General features: G+C 37.9%; 15 protein-coding genes. 1 reads left to right on the forward strand and 14 read right to left on the reverse strand.

Annotation, left to right across the window (positions count from 1 at the left end; genetic code table 11):
• Nucleotides 1-28 precede the first annotated feature (28 nt).
• The 13 genes from AN959_RS12720 to AN959_RS12780 form a co-directional block, all read right to left on the reverse strand.
• Complete coding sequence (locus AN959_RS12720; protein WP_056831205.1) at nucleotides 29-1,117, reverse strand: PIN/TRAM domain-containing protein; 1,089 nt, start codon at nucleotides 1,115-1,117, stop codon at nucleotides 29-31.
• Nucleotides 1,118-1,231: 114 nt separating this feature from the next.
• A complete protein-coding gene (radA, locus tag AN959_RS12725; protein ID WP_053591288.1) occupies nucleotides 1,232-2,602 on the reverse strand; it encodes a DNA repair protein RadA in 1,371 nt (456 codons plus the stop codon).
• A gap of 143 nt (nucleotides 2,603-2,745) precedes the next feature.
• Nucleotides 2,746-5,196 carry an ATP-dependent Clp protease ATP-binding subunit gene (locus AN959_RS12730; RefSeq protein ID WP_056831206.1) on the reverse strand — a complete coding sequence of 817 codons (2,451 nt, stop codon included), beginning with the start codon at nucleotides 5,194-5,196 and terminating at the stop codon, nucleotides 2,746-2,748.
• Nucleotides 5,193-6,287 (reverse strand): protein arginine kinase, encoded by a 1,095-nt coding sequence (locus AN959_RS12735; protein ID WP_056831208.1) that lies wholly within the window; start codon nucleotides 6,285-6,287, stop codon nucleotides 5,193-5,195. Before AN959_RS12735 ends, AN959_RS12730 begins: the two co-directional genes overlap by 4 nt.
• Nucleotides 6,277-6,822, reverse strand: coding sequence for a UvrB/UvrC motif-containing protein (locus AN959_RS12740; RefSeq protein ID WP_053591285.1), 546 nt, complete (start codon nucleotides 6,820-6,822; stop codon nucleotides 6,277-6,279). The genes AN959_RS12735 and AN959_RS12740 overlap by 11 nt, the downstream gene beginning before the upstream one ends.
• 20 nt (nucleotides 6,823-6,842) lie before the next feature.
• Nucleotides 6,843-7,310 (reverse strand): CtsR family transcriptional regulator, encoded by a 468-nt coding sequence (locus AN959_RS12745; protein WP_053591284.1) that lies wholly within the window; start codon nucleotides 7,308-7,310, stop codon nucleotides 6,843-6,845.
• A 423-nt stretch (nucleotides 7,311-7,733) separates the two neighbouring features.
• Nucleotides 7,734-8,183, reverse strand: coding sequence for an N-acetyltransferase (locus AN959_RS12750; RefSeq protein WP_056831211.1), 450 nt, complete (start codon nucleotides 8,181-8,183; stop codon nucleotides 7,734-7,736).
• Between the two features lie 22 nt (nucleotides 8,184-8,205).
• The gene (gene rsgA, locus AN959_RS12755) at nucleotides 8,206-9,213 is read right to left on the reverse strand and encodes a ribosome small subunit-dependent GTPase A (RefSeq protein ID WP_082461002.1); all 1,008 of its coding nucleotides are present in this window, start codon (nucleotides 9,211-9,213) and stop codon (nucleotides 8,206-8,208) included.
• 372 nt (nucleotides 9,214-9,585) lie between these two features.
• Complete coding sequence (locus AN959_RS12760) at nucleotides 9,586-10,530, reverse strand: ABC transporter permease (protein ID WP_056831215.1); 945 nt, start codon at nucleotides 10,528-10,530, stop codon at nucleotides 9,586-9,588.
• Nucleotides 10,508-11,431 (reverse strand): ABC transporter ATP-binding protein, encoded by a 924-nt coding sequence (locus AN959_RS12765; RefSeq protein WP_056831216.1) that lies wholly within the window; start codon nucleotides 11,429-11,431, stop codon nucleotides 10,508-10,510. The genes AN959_RS12760 and AN959_RS12765 overlap by 23 nt, the downstream gene beginning before the upstream one ends.
• Nucleotides 11,409-12,131 (reverse strand): ATP-binding cassette domain-containing protein, encoded by a 723-nt coding sequence (locus AN959_RS12770; RefSeq protein ID WP_056831219.1) that lies wholly within the window; start codon nucleotides 12,129-12,131, stop codon nucleotides 11,409-11,411. The genes AN959_RS12765 and AN959_RS12770 overlap by 23 nt, the downstream gene beginning before the upstream one ends.
• Nucleotides 12,128-12,493 carry a GntR family transcriptional regulator gene (locus tag AN959_RS12775; protein WP_371256551.1) on the reverse strand — a complete coding sequence of 122 codons (366 nt, stop codon included), beginning with the start codon at nucleotides 12,491-12,493 and terminating at the stop codon, nucleotides 12,128-12,130. The genes AN959_RS12770 and AN959_RS12775 overlap by 4 nt, the downstream gene beginning before the upstream one ends.
• A 6-nt stretch (nucleotides 12,494-12,499) precedes the next feature.
• On the reverse strand, nucleotides 12,500-13,288 hold the full coding sequence (locus AN959_RS12780; protein WP_056831223.1) for a hypothetical protein: 789 nt from the start codon (nucleotides 13,286-13,288) through the stop codon (nucleotides 12,500-12,502).
• Nucleotides 13,289-13,406: 118 nt separating this feature from the next.
• Between AN959_RS12780 and AN959_RS12785 the strand changes: the two genes are divergently transcribed.
• Entirely contained in the window at nucleotides 13,407-14,087 is a 681-nt protein-coding gene (locus AN959_RS12785) for a class I SAM-dependent methyltransferase (RefSeq protein WP_056831225.1), read from the forward strand.
• A 404-nt stretch (nucleotides 14,088-14,491) separates the two neighbouring features.
• Here AN959_RS12785 and AN959_RS12790 read toward each other — a convergent pair whose 3' ends face one another.
• Entirely contained in the window at nucleotides 14,492-15,454 is a 963-nt protein-coding gene (locus tag AN959_RS12790; RefSeq protein ID WP_056831227.1) for an ABC transporter ATP-binding protein, read from the reverse strand.
• Nucleotides 15,455-15,462 lie beyond the last annotated feature (8 nt).

Below are 15,462 nucleotides of genomic sequence, written 5' to 3' on the forward strand. Positions count from 1 at the left end.
TGAAAATCTAGGAAACAACCCTCCCCTATTATTTCGAGTCTTGTGGTTTAGCAAAAATCATTCGACCTGCTGAAGTTTGAAGTACACTTGTCACTTCCACATTCAACGCTTGTCCAATATATGATTTCCCACCTTCTACAACAATCATCGTACCATCGTCTAGGTAAGCAACACCTTGGTTATGCTCCTTGCCATCCTTAATTACGACTACATGCATTATTTCCCCGGGAATAACGACTGGTTTAACCGCATTTGCCAGATCATTAATGTTAAGTACCCGCACCTGATGAAGATCGCAAACTTTGTTTAAGTTGAAGTCATTCGTTACAACAATGCCATTCATCTTCTTCGCTAAACGCATAAGCTTCATGTCTACTTCTTGAATGTCTTCGAAATCATCCTCTACAATCTTTACTGCAGAAGCACGTTCTGTTTGTAATGTTTTCAATACATCTAGCCCTCGACGTCCTCTAGTTCTTTTTAATGTATCTGAAGAGTCTGCTATGTGCTGTAACTCAGTTAGTACAAATTGCGGAACTACCAATATCCCTTCCATAAATCCAGTTTGTGAAATATCCGCAATACGTCCATCAATTATAACGCTAGTATCAAGAAGTTTATATGTTCCAGTGATTAAACCTTGCTCTTCTTCCTCTTGAGTTTTCTTCTTAGTTCCTGATTGCTTGGAAGGAGTAAAAACTTGCAAAAGCTCATCCCGCTTTTTAAACCCTACTTGAAAACCTAAATAACCAAGTACAATAGATAAAAGCACCGGCACAACCGAGCCTATACCTGGTATAGCAATATTATTAATAGCTGTTCCTAGTAAAAATGCAACAATCAAACCAATGACGAGCCCCAATGTACCAAACAGTAAGTCACCTATAGGGGCTTTCAAAAGACGCTCTTCCATCCATCGTATGAAATTAATTAAATAGTCTGTTAAAAATAATGCTGCAACGTAAAGTATGATTGCACCGATAATAACAGATACATATGGATTATGAATCCAAGGGTTATTGGATAAATTTATAAGTTCATATAAGTGCGGTAAAAATATTAACCCTAATGTACCTCCTATTAAAATGAATGCAATTTGAATAATCCATTTTAACAAACATTCCACCTCCAGTTATCATTTATTATAACGTCAAATTTTGTTATACGTCTATTATGACTAACAGGAGCAACTAGTCACCCCTGTTAATTCATTCATAGAAACAAATATATTTTATTGAAAAGCTTCTTTCATGGCATCATTTACAGATTCAACGCCTACTACTTGAATGCCTTTCGGATAATCCCAGCCTCCTATATTAGAAGCAGGGATAATTGCTCTTTTAAACCCTAATTTTGCAGCTTCCTGCACACGTTGTTCGATTCTGGATACCCTTCTAACTTCACCTGTAAGTCCAACTTCTCCAATAAAACAGTCTGTTGGGGTAACCCCTGTATCTCTAAAACTCGATACTATACTTACTAGGACGGCTAAATCGATAGCAGGTTCATCTAATTTTACACCTCCGGCAACTTTTATATAAGCATCTTGCGTTTGTAACAGTAATCCCATACGTTTTTCGAGTACTGCCATTAGCAAAGAAACCCGATTTTGATCAATACCGGTAGCCATTCGTTTCGGATAGTTAAAGCTCGATTGTGTGACAAGTGCTTGAATTTCCACTAAAATCGGTCTCGTCCCTTCCATCGATGCAACAATGGCGGAACCAGCTGCTCCATGGGAGCGTTCCTGTAAAAATAGTTCGGAAGGATTCAATACTTCTTTTAATCCTTGTTGTACCATCTCAAAAATAGCAATTTCGTTGGTCGATCCAAAACGGTTCTTTTGAGAACGTAAAATACGATACGTGTGATGGCGTTCTCCTTCAAAATATAAAACCGTATCTACCATATGTTCTAATAAACGAGGACCAGCAATTTGTCCTTCTTTTGTTACGTGCCCCACCAAAAAGATCGCTATATTCTTTGTCTTAGCAATCCGCATTAGTTCTGCCGTACATTCTCGAACTTGGGACACACTCCCAGGAGCACTCGTTACTTCCGGATGATGTACGGTTTGTATAGAGTCGACAATGACAAATCGTGGCTCTACACTTTCAATTGTTTCATTGATTAACTCTAAATTTGTCTCAGAATATATATATAGTTCCGCAGACGTGACACCAAGTCGTTCCGCTCGGAGTTTTGTTTGTCTAATAGATTCCTCACCAGATATATACAATACTCGCTCTCCTTTATTGGCAAGCAACGCAGAGACTTGTAATAGTAAAGTAGATTTACCGATACCTGGATCACCACCGATTAATACGAGCGACCCCGGCACAATCCCACCTCCGAGTACGCGGTTCAGTTCCATAAGCTCTGTTTCTACTCGTGGTTCTTCTACTGTTTCTACCGAGATAATAGGTGTGGCTTTTTGAGCTACCCCTGTGGAATGCTGAAAAGAACGTTTAGGTCCTTTGGAAACGATTTCTAACTCTTCTACCATCGTGTTCCATTCCCCACAACCAGGGCATCTTCCCATCCACTTAGCTGACTCATATCCACATGAATTACACATAAATTTCGTTTTTCTTTTAGCCATTACTTCCTCCTATGTAAAAAAAACATTAGCACCTGTCACTACACCAGAAGCATTTGCTTATTAGCTTAAGGGGTACTGCGCTGCCGCTATATTGAAAAAAAGGCATCCCTTACGTAAAGTATGGAATGCCCATAAAATTTTTATTAACCTTCAGTAACTGCTTTTGCTTTTGTGCGAACGACAAATTCATCGTTCTCTACGTCAAACACAACATGTTGACCATTGAGCACTTCGCCTTTTAGTAATTCTTCAGAAAGTCGATCTTCTACATGTTTTTGTAACGCTCTACGCAATGGGCGAGCTCCATAAGTTGGATCATATCCTTCTGTTGTAATCTTGTCTTGAGCTGCTTCCGTTAATTCAAGCTCAATACCTTGTTCTTTCAAGCGTTTCGCAAGCTGTTCTGTCATCAATGTCACGATTTGTTTTAAATGTTCTCTTTCTAGAGAGTGGAATACAATCATTTCATCTAGACGATTTAAGAATTCAGGACGGAATGCTTTTTTCAATTCTTCTAGCATTTTACCTTTCATATCTTTATAGTCTGTTTTTCCACCTTCATTTAAGTTAAACCCAACATGCTTATTGTATTTAAGGGCATCTGCACCAACGTTTGAAGTCATAATAACAACGGTATTACGGAAATCTACTGTACGACCTTTAGAATCTGTTAAGCGTCCATCTTCTAATACTTGAAGAAGAATATTAAATACATCTGGATGCGCTTTTTCAATTTCGTCTAATAAAATAACAGAGTAAGGTTTACGGCGAACTTTTTCTGTTAACTGACCGCCATCGTCAAATCCAACGTATCCTGGAGGTGAACCAACAAGACGAGAAGTTGAGTGTTTTTCCATGTACTCAGACATGTCTACACGAATCATCGCATCTTCGTCACCAAACATTACTTCAGCTAAAGCGCGAGCAAGTTCTGTTTTCCCAACACCAGTTGGCCCAAGGAAAATAAATGAACCAATTGGACGTTTTGGGTCTTTTAAACCTGCACGTGCCCGACGAATTGCACGAGAAATTGCATCTACCGCTTCTGATTGTCCAATTACTCTTTCATGAAGCTTTTCTTCTAATTTTAATAACTTTTCAGATTCAGTTTGTGCCAGTTTTGATACTGGAACTCCAGTCCACATAGAAACAACTGCTGCGATATCTTCTACTGTTACCTCAGATTCTTCTTTGCCTTGTTTTTCTTTCCAAGTGTCTTTCATTTTTTCTAATTCATCTTTTAGTTTTTGCTCTTTATCACGGAAAGAAGCAGCTTTTTCAAATTCTTGACTTTGAACTGCAGCATTTTTCTCCGAACGAACCGCTTCTAGTTTCGCTTCTAATTCTTTTAAATTAGGTGGTGTTGTATAAGAGCGAAGTCTTACTTTTGAGCCAGCCTCATCGATTAAATCGATTGCTTTGTCTGGTAAGAAACGATCAGAAATATAACGATCAGACATTTTCACAGCTGCCTCAACAGCTTCATCTGTAATCTTCACACGGTGATGCGCTTCATAACGATCACGCAAACCATAAATAATTTGAATTGCTTCATCAACAGATGGTTCATCCACTTGAATTGGTTGGAAACGACGCTCAAGAGCAGCATCTTTTTCAATGTATTTACGGTATTCATCTAAAGTAGTCGCACCAATACATTGAATTTCTCCACGTGCTAATGCCGGTTTAAGAATATTTGATGCATCAATTGCACCTTCTGCTCCGCCCGCTCCAATTAAAGTGTGAAGCTCATCTATGAATAGAATTACATTTCCGGCTTGGCGAATTTCATCCATCACTTTTTTCAAGCGATCTTCAAATTCACCACGATATTTTGTACCAGCAACGACTGTACCCATATCAAGTGTCATGACACGTTTATCACGTAAAATTTCTGGTACTTCATTTTGTACTATTTGCTGTGCAAGACCTTCAGCAATAGCTGTCTTACCTACCCCAGGCTCACCAATCAGCACAGGATTGTTTTTTGTACGACGAGCCAATATCTCAATCACACGGGTTATTTCTTTACTACGTCCAATAACAGGATCCAGTGTACCTTCTCTTGCTATTTGTGTTAAATCGCGCGCTAATCCGTCCAATGTTGGAGTACTCGCAGGCGCCGCACTATTGCTACCGTTGCCATGTGATTGGTCTGAGCTTCCTAATAATTGGAGTACTTGTTGACGAGCTTTGTTCAAGCTTACTCCTGCATTATTTAATACTCTCGCAGCAACGCCTTCACCTTCACGAATTAGTGCAAGTAATAGGTGCTCCGTTCCAATATAGGAATGACCTAATTTGCGAGACTCATCCACAGAAAGTTCAATCACTTTTTTCGCACGAGGAGTGTAATGAACGATTGGGCCAACTTCTTCTGTCCCTTTCCCTACTAACTCTTCAATTCCAGCTTCAATAACCTTAGGATCAACTTCGATTGCTTCAAGCGCTTTTGCTGCAATTCCGCTTCCTTCTCGGATAAGACCAAGTAATATATGTTCTGTACCAATAGATTCATGCTTTAAACGAATAGCTTCTTCTTGTGCTAGTTGTAGTACTTTTTGAGATCTTTGTGTAAATCGATTAAACATCATGCAAGTTCCTCTCCTTTTGTATTCAGTTTTTCTCCCATTTGCAACCGTTCCCTTAATAACTTCGCTCGAAACATATCTCGTTCCGAAGCATTTAATGTTGTTTCAGCATACTTTTGAAGAAAACCAGGTTGCATAAACACCATACATTCATTCAAAATAGTTACATCTACGTCTTGAATAAGTCCCATATCTATTCCTAAACGTACATCTGATAAGCATTTTGCCGCTTCTTCTGTCGAAATAATTCGAGCAAAAGAAAGCGTTCCTAGTGAACGGTATAGCCGATCTTCTAGTGTATTGGCAGAATGATTTAATAGTGAATTTCTTGCTTCTCTTTCTTTTTGAATAATTTGTTCGGTAATACTTTGAAGATCGGCAAGTATATCCTCTTCTGTTTTACCTAGGGTCGTCTGATTGGACACTTGATAAACATTGCCGAGCGCTTCGCTACCCTCACCGTATATACCCCTTACAACCATTCCTAGTCTTGAAATAATTGTAATGATTCGGTTCATTTGTTTTGTCATTGTCAAAGCTGGCAAATGCATCATAACAGATGCTCGTAAGCCTGTTCCCGTATTTGTTGGACAACTTGTTAAATAGCCAAATTGTTCATCAAACGCATATGGTAACTCTTTTTCTAATAATCGATCAATCTTATCAGCTTGATCGTATGCTTCTTGTATTTGTAGTCCTGGAAACAAGCATTGAATTCGGATATGATCTTCTTCATTGACCATTACACTGACAGACTCATCATCCGATAGTAAAACAGACCCTGTTTTTGGTGAATTGGCTAGTTTCGGACTAATTAAATGCTTTTCTACTAAAACTTGACGGCTTAACTCAGACAAATCTTTTATTTGTATAGAAGTAAAATTTGCGTGCAACTCTTCATTTGCATCTAATAAAGTAGCCGAAACGGATTGGTCAATTTTATGCGCTTCGTCTTCGGTAAATGCAAGCGGAAAGCGAAAGCCATTTAAGTTTCTAGCTAAGCGTATTCTAGTACTCATGACTATATCTGAATGCTCTCCATTCCCCGCCATCCAGCTTGATGGAGAATTGTCTAAAAAGCGTTCAATCGACATGTGTTTCGTCACCTCCCGTGGCAAGCTTACTTTCGAGTTCTCTTACCTCGTCTCTTAACTTAGCAGCTTCCTCGAAACGTTCTGTTTCAATAGCATCTTTCATTTGCAAACGAATAGCTTCTATTTTCTTCTTTATCTCTAGTATCTCTCCAAGAGCTCCTGGCGCCTTACCAACATGCGTAGTATTACCGTTATGCAATCGTTTAAATACATTGGGCAGTTGTTTTCTAAAGCTATCGTAGCAAGAAGCACAACCAAACTTCCCTTCATCTAGAAAACGTTGGATGGACCAACCGCATTCATCACAAACTAATTGTGGTTTACTTTGTTTCTGGTGTACCGGCTGCTGATCTGCATGACTGAACCAGTTGGACAGAAGCTGATGTAGGGAGAGTGGATCCTGTTTATACTCTACGTAAAACGGGTGGAGACTATTAGCGCAGACCTCACAATAATGTCTCTCAAAGTGTTCACCGTTATGCACTTGTGTAACCGTTACTTTCGCTGGTCTTTGTTTACAATTTTCACAAATCACTTTTCAACACCCCGTTTAATTCACTTTTTTTCATATTTTATCGTTAATAGCATGGCTCTTAAAATACGAGATCTCAATTCATCTCTTGCAGGAAGCGGAATCGAAAGAGTCGTACGATCCATCGCCGCTAAAATAAGCTTTGCTTCTCGTTTTGTAATGACCTCTTCATCGATTAATCGAAATACAATATCTTCCGTCATCGACTCAGATGCTCCATTTTGTAAGCTTTGTATTATATGCTCAATCAAATCAGCCTTGTTATGCGCACGTACGCGGAGAATTCGAATATATCCCCCACCACCACGCTTACTTTCTACTAAATAACCGCGATCTTGGGTAAATCGAGTATTAATCACATAGTTTATTTGTGATGGAACACATTGAAACTTTTCAGCAATTTCGCTTCTTTTTATTTCAATTTGCCCCTTACTCTCTTCTTCTATAATTGACTTCAAATAACCTTCAATAATGTCAGATATATTTTTCATCTTCTCACCTCTTCTCGCAAACTGACTTTGACTAACTTTGACTATATTATAACGAGAAATTTTTAGATGTGCAATTGATACGATTCGTATCAAAAACAACAAAAAAACTACTAACCGGATTGGTTAGTAGTTAGGTTGCGGACAAGTTCAAATTTCGAAGGTGTCACTTCAGACTGACTTGAAAACGCTTGTCAGTCGAGGCTACCTAAGGTCGCGACATCCATGTCGCAACGGTCGCATGACCCACTTCGTGTGGGCCTGCGCGCTAGCACGAGGCGGAAGCGAATAGAACTTAGGTTCATGAGCTTACAACGAGGTACCAGCAACGAAGAATGAAAGCGTTTGTCAACTGTCTGAAACTACTAACCGGATTGGTTAGTAGTTAGGTTGTATCAAAGCCACGACTTATATTCCATAAATATTTCACTTGTAAATTAACTGTGTAATAAAGAAGTTCGGTTCTATTTCAATATCATTTATTTTATTGAATCCAAAACGTTCGTATAGCTGAATAGCAGGGGTATTTTTTGCTCCAGTTGAAACTTCAACTCGCTGATTTTCTTTTTTGATTTCTAACACATGCTTTAATAATGCGGATGCAATTCCTTTACGAAAAAAGTTCGGATGTACAACGAGTCTGCAAATATCTAAAAGTTCGTCAGTGTTCATAAATGATATAAAGCCGGTCAACTGCATCTCTTCATAATATCCGATAAAAATTTCCTTTGACATAATTATGTCATGAATAGAATCGTGAAGCTGAGGAATTCCATCAAATTCAATCAGCTCTGCCTCCACTTTATAAGCAAGTAGTTGAATTTCTAAAATCTCCTCAGCAACTTTTTCCTCTTGGTGAAAAAGAATCTGTATCACATTAAAACTCCTTTTAAAGCAATCATTTTTTCTTCTTATAATTACTTTTTTGTATTTTCGCCACTTGCTTCCATTTATCTCGTTCTACTTTTCGAGCTACGATATCATTTTTTCTTTCGATATGTGCAAGCTCTCTTAATAGCTTTACATAGCTTTTATATCGCTCTTCTTTTAGGGAGCCTGTCGAAATTGCTTCTCGTATTGCACATCCTGGCTCTTTTTGATGTTTACAATCACGAAAGCGGCATTCATCTGCTAATTCTTCAATATCTTTAAAACTTGCACTTACACCTTCACTACTTTCCCATAGCTGGAATTCTCTCATCCCAGGTGTGTCTATTAGAAGGCCACCGCTCGGAAGCAATGACAATTCACGGTGTGTCGTTGTATGGCGACCTTTACTATCATCTTCCCTAATGTCGCTAACTGCCATTACTTCTTCTCCAGATAGAGCATTTATTAAAGAAGATTTACCCACACCAGAGGATCCTAATAGTGCTCCTGTTTTACCAGCTGAAAGCAGTAAGGAAAGTTCGTCTATTCCTTCACCATTGACGCTACTCACGGCAAAAATATCTACTCCAAAAGCTACAGATTCCACTTCATTTATATAATAGGCCAGGTCATCACAAGTATCCTTCTTTGTAAGTACTACAACCGGTGTAGCACCTGAATCCCACGCTGCCAATAGATAACGCTCTAATCTCCGGACATTGAAATCGTGATTGAGCGACATTACAAGAAATACATAATCCACATTAACCGCGATTAATTGAATATCCGTTGTCGTGCCCGCCATTTTTCTGGAAAACTGCGAAATACGTGGAAGCACTTCTTGAATGATTCCTTTTTCTTCGCCAGGCATTTGCTCAAGTACGACCCAATCACCAACTGCTGGAAATGCCTCTCGATCATGATCAAATTTAAATTTTCCAGATAGAGAACATAGCCATTCCCCTTCATTTGTAACTACACGATATAAATTTTTGTGTTCTAGTAACACACGGCCCGCAATTCCTTGAGCCGTCATTTTTTCTTCCCATTTATTCGTCCAACCATATTTTTCGATTAAATTCAATTTTGCTTCCTCCTAATTTTAATAGCGCAAGTCGCTCGTCAATCGGCGACTAGAGCTAGACAATAAAAAAACCATGACTGCACGAATCAGCAATCATGGTTTCCCGGTCATTAGTAAAGAAGCGCATCAAAAAGTTTACGAAAAACATTTGCAATGTTGAATGCAAATGAAAAGCATATTCGTTTTACAATTAGAAACACATAGAGTGGGACATCATGAACTTACAGATTCGTTGATTTGTATATACACTTGCCATAATGCCTCACTCCTTTCCTTAAGTTATTTTCAGAATACAATAAGAATTACTAATATGTCAATAACATTTTATGCAGTTACATCGCGTTTCGTGAATGACCAGTAACTGATCGCTAAAAATAGTATGACATATATCAAAATTACAGTGATTGAAAATGACATAGTTAATCCTTCTATCATCGGTTGAGCATTACCTATATATTGGGTTAAATCAGTATTTGCAAACAATATATATTTTGGAAACTCAAATCTCATCGACAACATATAAGTTATATTTACACCCATGAACATAAGGAAAATCGATATCCCAATTGCAAGAGAACTCGAACGGAATACGGAACCGATCATAAATGCAAGCGCTCCAATTACAAACACATTTATAAGCGACAGTCCAATTAGCAAGAAAAGTCTACCCCAGAAAGAAACCTCCACTATTTGACCATTTAGTACTTCTAAACTTGTTCCAGGAGCAGAATCAAAGAAAATATACGCTCCAATTACTCCAAAAATCAGCATAACACCAGACAAAACAATTGCAAATATCCCAACAGTCAAAAGTTTGGAAGTGAGTATTTTCCACCTTTTCACCGGTCTCGTTAATAGCATTTTGATCGTCCCTTGAGAAAACTCCGATGCTACTATTCCAGCAGCAACAATTACCGTAAATAAAGTAATGAACGAAAGATAATCAGGCATTGAATTAATAAATCCGGTTACACTATTTGCACTAATTGGTGCTACATCATGCTCCAATCGATGTTTCTCAATTGCCAATTGGTCTCCTATTCTTTCTTTTTCATCACTAGGCAAATTTGGCACAGCCATTTGCTCTTCCAAAGACTTAATCTGAGTTTGTGAAACTTGCTTCCAATTATCCGTAGACCCCATCTGACTATCCATCCACTTTGCCATGCCTGCAGACCCTATCATTAATACCGCTATGAGCACTACCATTACCCAAGTAGCTTTTTTACTCCAAAGCTTTAGCCACTCATTTTTTATGAGATTCAGCAATTTGCCCACCTCCTGTCATTTCTAAAAATTGATCTTCTAATGTTTTTCTATGTGGATGCAAGTCATAAATTTGCAAACCGTTTGATACCATTTCTACAACTAAAGAAGGTACTTCGCTCGTTTCTATTGGAAGTAGATAGCCATTTTCATAAGCATCAGCCTTTAGGTTTTTAGAAGCAAAGAATGCTAGTACTTGCTCCTTTGGAGTAGCTTCCACATAATAATGCGATTCTTGTTCTCCTTTTACTTCTTTAATTGAAATTAGTTTTCCATTTTGAATGACAGCGATTCTATCACACATTAATTCTATTTCAGCTAATAAGTGACTAGATACAAAAATTGAAACGCCGTCTTCTACTGCTATTTTTCGTAAATACATCCGAAATTCACGAATTCCAGCTGGATCTAACCCATTTGTAGGCTCATCTAATATCAAGAATTTTGGTCGATGCAAAAGTGCCTGGGCAAGACCTAGACGCTGACGCATACCAAGTGAATAAGTGGATACTTTCTCATGAATTCTATTTTGAAGACCTACTTGAGCAATTACTTCGTCTATTCGATCTTTTGTTACATTTTTGTTCATTCGCGCAAAATGTACTAAATTTTTATAACCACTCATAAACTTATACATTTCCGGATTTTCAACTATTACACCGACTTTGCTCATCGACTCTTCAAAATTTGTTGAAATTGCTTGCCCATCGATATAAACCTCTCCAGATGTAGGCTTCATGAGTCCTGTCATCATTCGAATGGTCGTTGTTTTACCAGCTCCATTTGGACCTAAAAATCCGGTAATTTGACCTTGCAACAAATCTAAACTAAGATCATCAATAATTTTCTTTTTCCCAATTACTTTCGTTACATTTTGAAGTTTAACTATTGGCTTTGTTTCCATCGATCTCACCTTCCCTGAATAAACGTGTCATCCACGTCGTAATATCTATTCTTTGTATCTCACGAATAGCTTCCACTGACTCGTTAGCAATAATAGTCCCATTACGTAATACGACGATATCATCTAAAATAGGCTCCACATCTTTTAACTCGTGCGTAGATAAAATGATTGTTTGTGATTCCGTATCTACAAACTGTATGAATCCTTTAATGATCGATTGTCTCACCATAGGATCTAAGCCAGATAGCGGTTCATCTAACAGATAGTAATCTACTTCTCTCCCAAGAGTTGCAGCGATTTTCGCACGACCTCTGTTCCCTTTTGAAAGTTTTTTCAGCGATGCATTCAAATCAACCTCTAAAAATTGTGCCACTATACATGCTTTATCGTAGTTAAAATCAGTAAACTGCGAATCATAGTACCGAAATAATTGTTTAACTGTAAAATATGGATAAATCTCATCCGCATCAGGCAGATACGCTACATAATTTGCAGTTTTATGTGAAACATTTACCCCATCAAGTGTTATCTTTCCATGTTGTGGCACCGCAACCCCTGACATCATTTTTAATAATGTAGACTTTCCGCTACCGTTCTCTCCTACCAAACCTATTATGCGACCTTTTGGAAAAGTTACAGTAACATTCTTAACCGCTTCTTTTTTCCCATATTTTCTTGTAACTTCATTTAACTGAATCATTCATTTTCACCCTTGCTCCTTTTCGATAGCTGAACAATCACTTCTTGCTCAGTAAACCCAAAAGACTCCATTTGATGTATAAAGTTAGTTACTAAACTCTTCATCATTTCTTCTCTAAGTACTTCTAATCGCTTTATATCTTCTGTCACAAATGTCCCCTGCCCTCGCTTAGTTTCTGTAAGGTGCATCAGTTCCAATTCTTTATACACCCTTTGCATCGTGTTTGCATTGACGCCAAATTCTAGTGCATATTCCCGAACAGAAGGTAAACGATCCCCCGGCTTTACGTTTCCCTTCAATAAATCTCCAAAAATTCTTTCCATAATTTGTTGATATATTGGTTTATCAGGTAAAAAGTCCATTATCATTTATCCTCTCACTTTCTTATCAAAAGCATATACGGAGACAATAAATAAACATGTAAAAAAGAGGATCTCAAATACTATTTCACCCATAAAAATGTTATTGCTAACTTGGTAAGTCATATAGAAATCATTAGAAGACACTTCACCTAGACTCATTTCAGGAAGATTTACTTCTCCGTAGCCAGTTAACGTTTTGAAGATATTGGACTCCACAAATTTAGAGTAATTATGAAAACAAAAAAAGTATAAAATGACAGCTATAACATTTGAAAAGGCAACATTGATTGGTCGCATCAAACGTGCAACAACCCACATAGCAAAAATACTGATGGTGAATGTAATCGTTGAAAATAAAACTGCGATGATTAGTCCGATTTCCAATTTCATCACAGTAGAAATTGGTATTACGTTAAATTCCGAAAACAACAAACTAGCTATTGTAGTCACTACACCACTGCAAGCTAGCGACAATAGAGTAAACAGAGACATAGAAAATAATTTTGCTCCAACTAATTTAAACGAAGAGGCTGCAGTATGAAACCAAATATCTGGTCTTTTCATGTCTCGCTCTAAACTTGAAAAAAATAAAAACAACATTCCCATAACATGCAAAAAACCCAAAATGGCTGAAACTATGAGAACATGTATACCAAAATTTTGTTCTACATTAAATACTCTTTGAATTAATAATGGTCCTACTAATATTCCAAGTGTATTTACAATGATTGCTAAGTAAACAAATGTTTTATAAATGTTCCACTCTTTCCAAAGCAATCCTTTCCATTGACTCATTATTTTCCCCCTCAGTCTTAGTGTACTAGTTACATAATACACTAGTAGTAAATAAATTGTCAAACAGTTATGGCATCTTTTTTAAATTATGGTAAAGTTCGAATTAGGAGGGATGAAAATGGAATTTGATGAGACACTTTCCAAGCAATATGATAGTGGAATTAGAAGGGCACTACCTACCTATGATTCGATGCTTCGATTGATTCAAACATTTTTAAGAGCAAATACCGCGGAGGATGTAAACATATTAGTGGTAGGAGCAGGTGGTGGCAATGAAGTGACTAGCTTCAGCTCGAATAATCCAAGGTGGACGTTTATAGGGGTGGACCCATCTGAGTCGATGCTGTCAGTCGCAAGAGAAAAATGCAAAGAAGCTGGAGTAAACGATCGAGTAAAATTATTTCAAGGTACTGTGGAAGACGTGGAAGGTATAACTAATTTTGATGCTGCAACGTGTATTTTAGTCTTACATTTCATTCATGCATATGATGAAAAATTAAAAACACTACAAGAGACATACGCTAGATTGAAAAAAGGAGCTCCGTTCGTTTTAATCAGTAAATATGGAGAGCCTACTAGTGATGAGTTCAAGGAACGTTTGAAGCTATGGAAAAGTTACTGGCTTGATACAACCAAATTATCCGTTGAAGAAGTCGAAGCAATGGAACAGGACATTCTTTCTCTTTCTTATTTGCCTGAAGAAACAATTGTAGGATTACTGCAAGAGGCTGGTTTTGTACGTATAACAAAGTTTTTTTCTACAACGTTATTCGGCGGATGGACTTGTTTTAAGGAATAAAAAAAGAAGCATCTGCATTTGCAGACGCTTTTTTTAATTAGGCTTTGTTAAATGTACTGTTGTTATCTTAAAGCACAGATCTTGCCATACCTATATGTATTCCGTGCCGGCCGCATGTATCTAATAGTTAAAAGTACAGAGTTTCAAAAATGTGATTCTATACTCCATGCTGTGATGAAATGGATACCAAACTATATTTGTAGGTGTCACCAGGATGTGCGCCTTACACGCCGCATGAGAGCGAAGAATGAGACTCCGCATAAGGATGTGGGAGTGAGTGAAACGAACGACTCATCCTGCGGTGGCTCATGCGTAGCGTGCGGCAAGCGCACGTCCGTGTGGTTGGCATTACACTAGATGAACAGATTTCTTTTAAAAAACAACTTTGAAAGTTAACAAAGTCTTTAATTATATAAATGGCATGCCACAAAGTGACCTGGTTCTTGTTCCTTCCAAGCTGGCTTTTCTTCTGCACAAATGGACATTGCATGGGCACAACGAGTTCGGAATACACATCCAGATGGAGGATTGATAGGACTAGGTAATTCCCCTTTTAATAGAATTCGTTGTCTTGATTCTTCAATATCTGGATCTGGAATTGGGATGGCAGATAATAATGCCTGAGTATATGGATGTAATGGATTATCATATAACTGATTACTTGTTGTCAGTTCAACCATATGACCTAAATACATGACCCCAATACGATCTGAAATGTATTTTACCATTGATAAGTCGTGAGCTATAAATAAATACGTTAGTCCCTTTTCTTTTTGCAACCGTTGAAGCAGCTTCACTACTTGGGCTTGTACGGAAACATCAAGCGCAGAAATCGGCTCATCTGCAATAATGAATTCAGGATCTAGCGCCAGAGCACGAGCTATTCCAATTCGCTGTCTTTGACCACCAGAAAATTCATGTGGATAGCGGTTTGCATGATCTCTATTCAGACCTACGTCTTCCAATAGCTCATACACTCTATTTTTTAACTCTTCTCTTGTTTTATACAAATTATGTATTTCCATAGGTTCTGCAATAATTTCTAATACCGTTGACCGTGGATTCAACGATGCATATGGATCTTGGAAAATCATCTGCATTTTTTTCAAAAAGTCTTTACGTTCCCTGTCAATCATCGTATGCACATTCTTTTCTTCAAACAAAACGTTTCCTTCCGTTTTGTTATATAACCCTAAAATTGTTCGTCCTGCAGTAGATTTTCCACAACCAGACTCCCCAACCAGACCAAAAGTTTCACCCTTCACAATATCAAAACTAATTCCATCTACAGCTTTTAAAGTTTGGCCGTGCCCTATCTCAAAATGACGCTTTAAATCCTGTACGGACAAAAGAACTTTTTCTGCCATCTAAATCC

This window comes from Psychrobacillus sp. FJAT-21963, assembly GCF_001420585.1.
Taxonomy (GTDB): Bacteria; Bacillota; Bacilli; order Bacillales_A; family Planococcaceae; genus Psychrobacillus.

What these genes read in the sequence shown, in the direction of transcription:
- radA (WP_053591288.1), bottom strand. Translation starts at nt 2,602, where the DNA reads ATGGCTAAAAGAAAAACGAAATTTATGTGTAATTCATGTGGATATGAG.
- AN959_RS12730 (WP_056831206.1), bottom strand. Translation starts at nt 5,196, where the DNA reads ATGATGTTTAATCGATTTACACAAAGATCTCAAAAAGTACTACAACTA.
- AN959_RS12735 (WP_056831208.1), bottom strand. Translation starts at nt 6,287, where the DNA reads ATGTCGATTGAACGCTTTTTAGACAATTCTCCATCAAGCTGGATGGCG.
- AN959_RS12745 (WP_053591284.1), bottom strand. Translation starts at nt 7,310, where the DNA reads ATGAAAAATATATCTGACATTATTGAAGGTTATTTGAAGTCAATTATA.
- rsgA (WP_082461002.1), bottom strand. Translation starts at nt 9,213, where the DNA reads ATGACGGCTCAAGGAATTGCGGGCCGTGTGTTACTAGAACACAAAAAT.
- AN959_RS12765 (WP_056831216.1), bottom strand. Translation starts at nt 11,431, where the DNA reads ATGGAAACAAAGCCAATAGTTAAACTTCAAAATGTAACGAAAGTAATT.
- AN959_RS12770 (WP_056831219.1), bottom strand. Translation starts at nt 12,131, where the DNA reads ATGATTCAGTTAAATGAAGTTACAAGAAAATATGGGAAAAAAGAAGCG.
- AN959_RS12775 (WP_371256551.1), bottom strand. Translation starts at nt 12,493, where the DNA reads ATGGACTTTTTACCTGATAAACCAATATATCAACAAATTATGGAAAGA.
- AN959_RS12780 (WP_056831223.1), bottom strand. Translation starts at nt 13,288, where the DNA reads ATGAGTCAATGGAAAGGATTGCTTTGGAAAGAGTGGAACATTTATAAA.
- AN959_RS12785 (WP_056831225.1), top strand. Translation starts at nt 13,407, where the DNA reads ATGGAATTTGATGAGACACTTTCCAAGCAATATGATAGTGGAATTAGA.
- AN959_RS12790 (WP_056831227.1), bottom strand. Translation starts at nt 15,454, where the DNA reads ATGGCAGAAAAAGTTCTTTTGTCCGTACAGGATTTAAAGCGTCATTTT.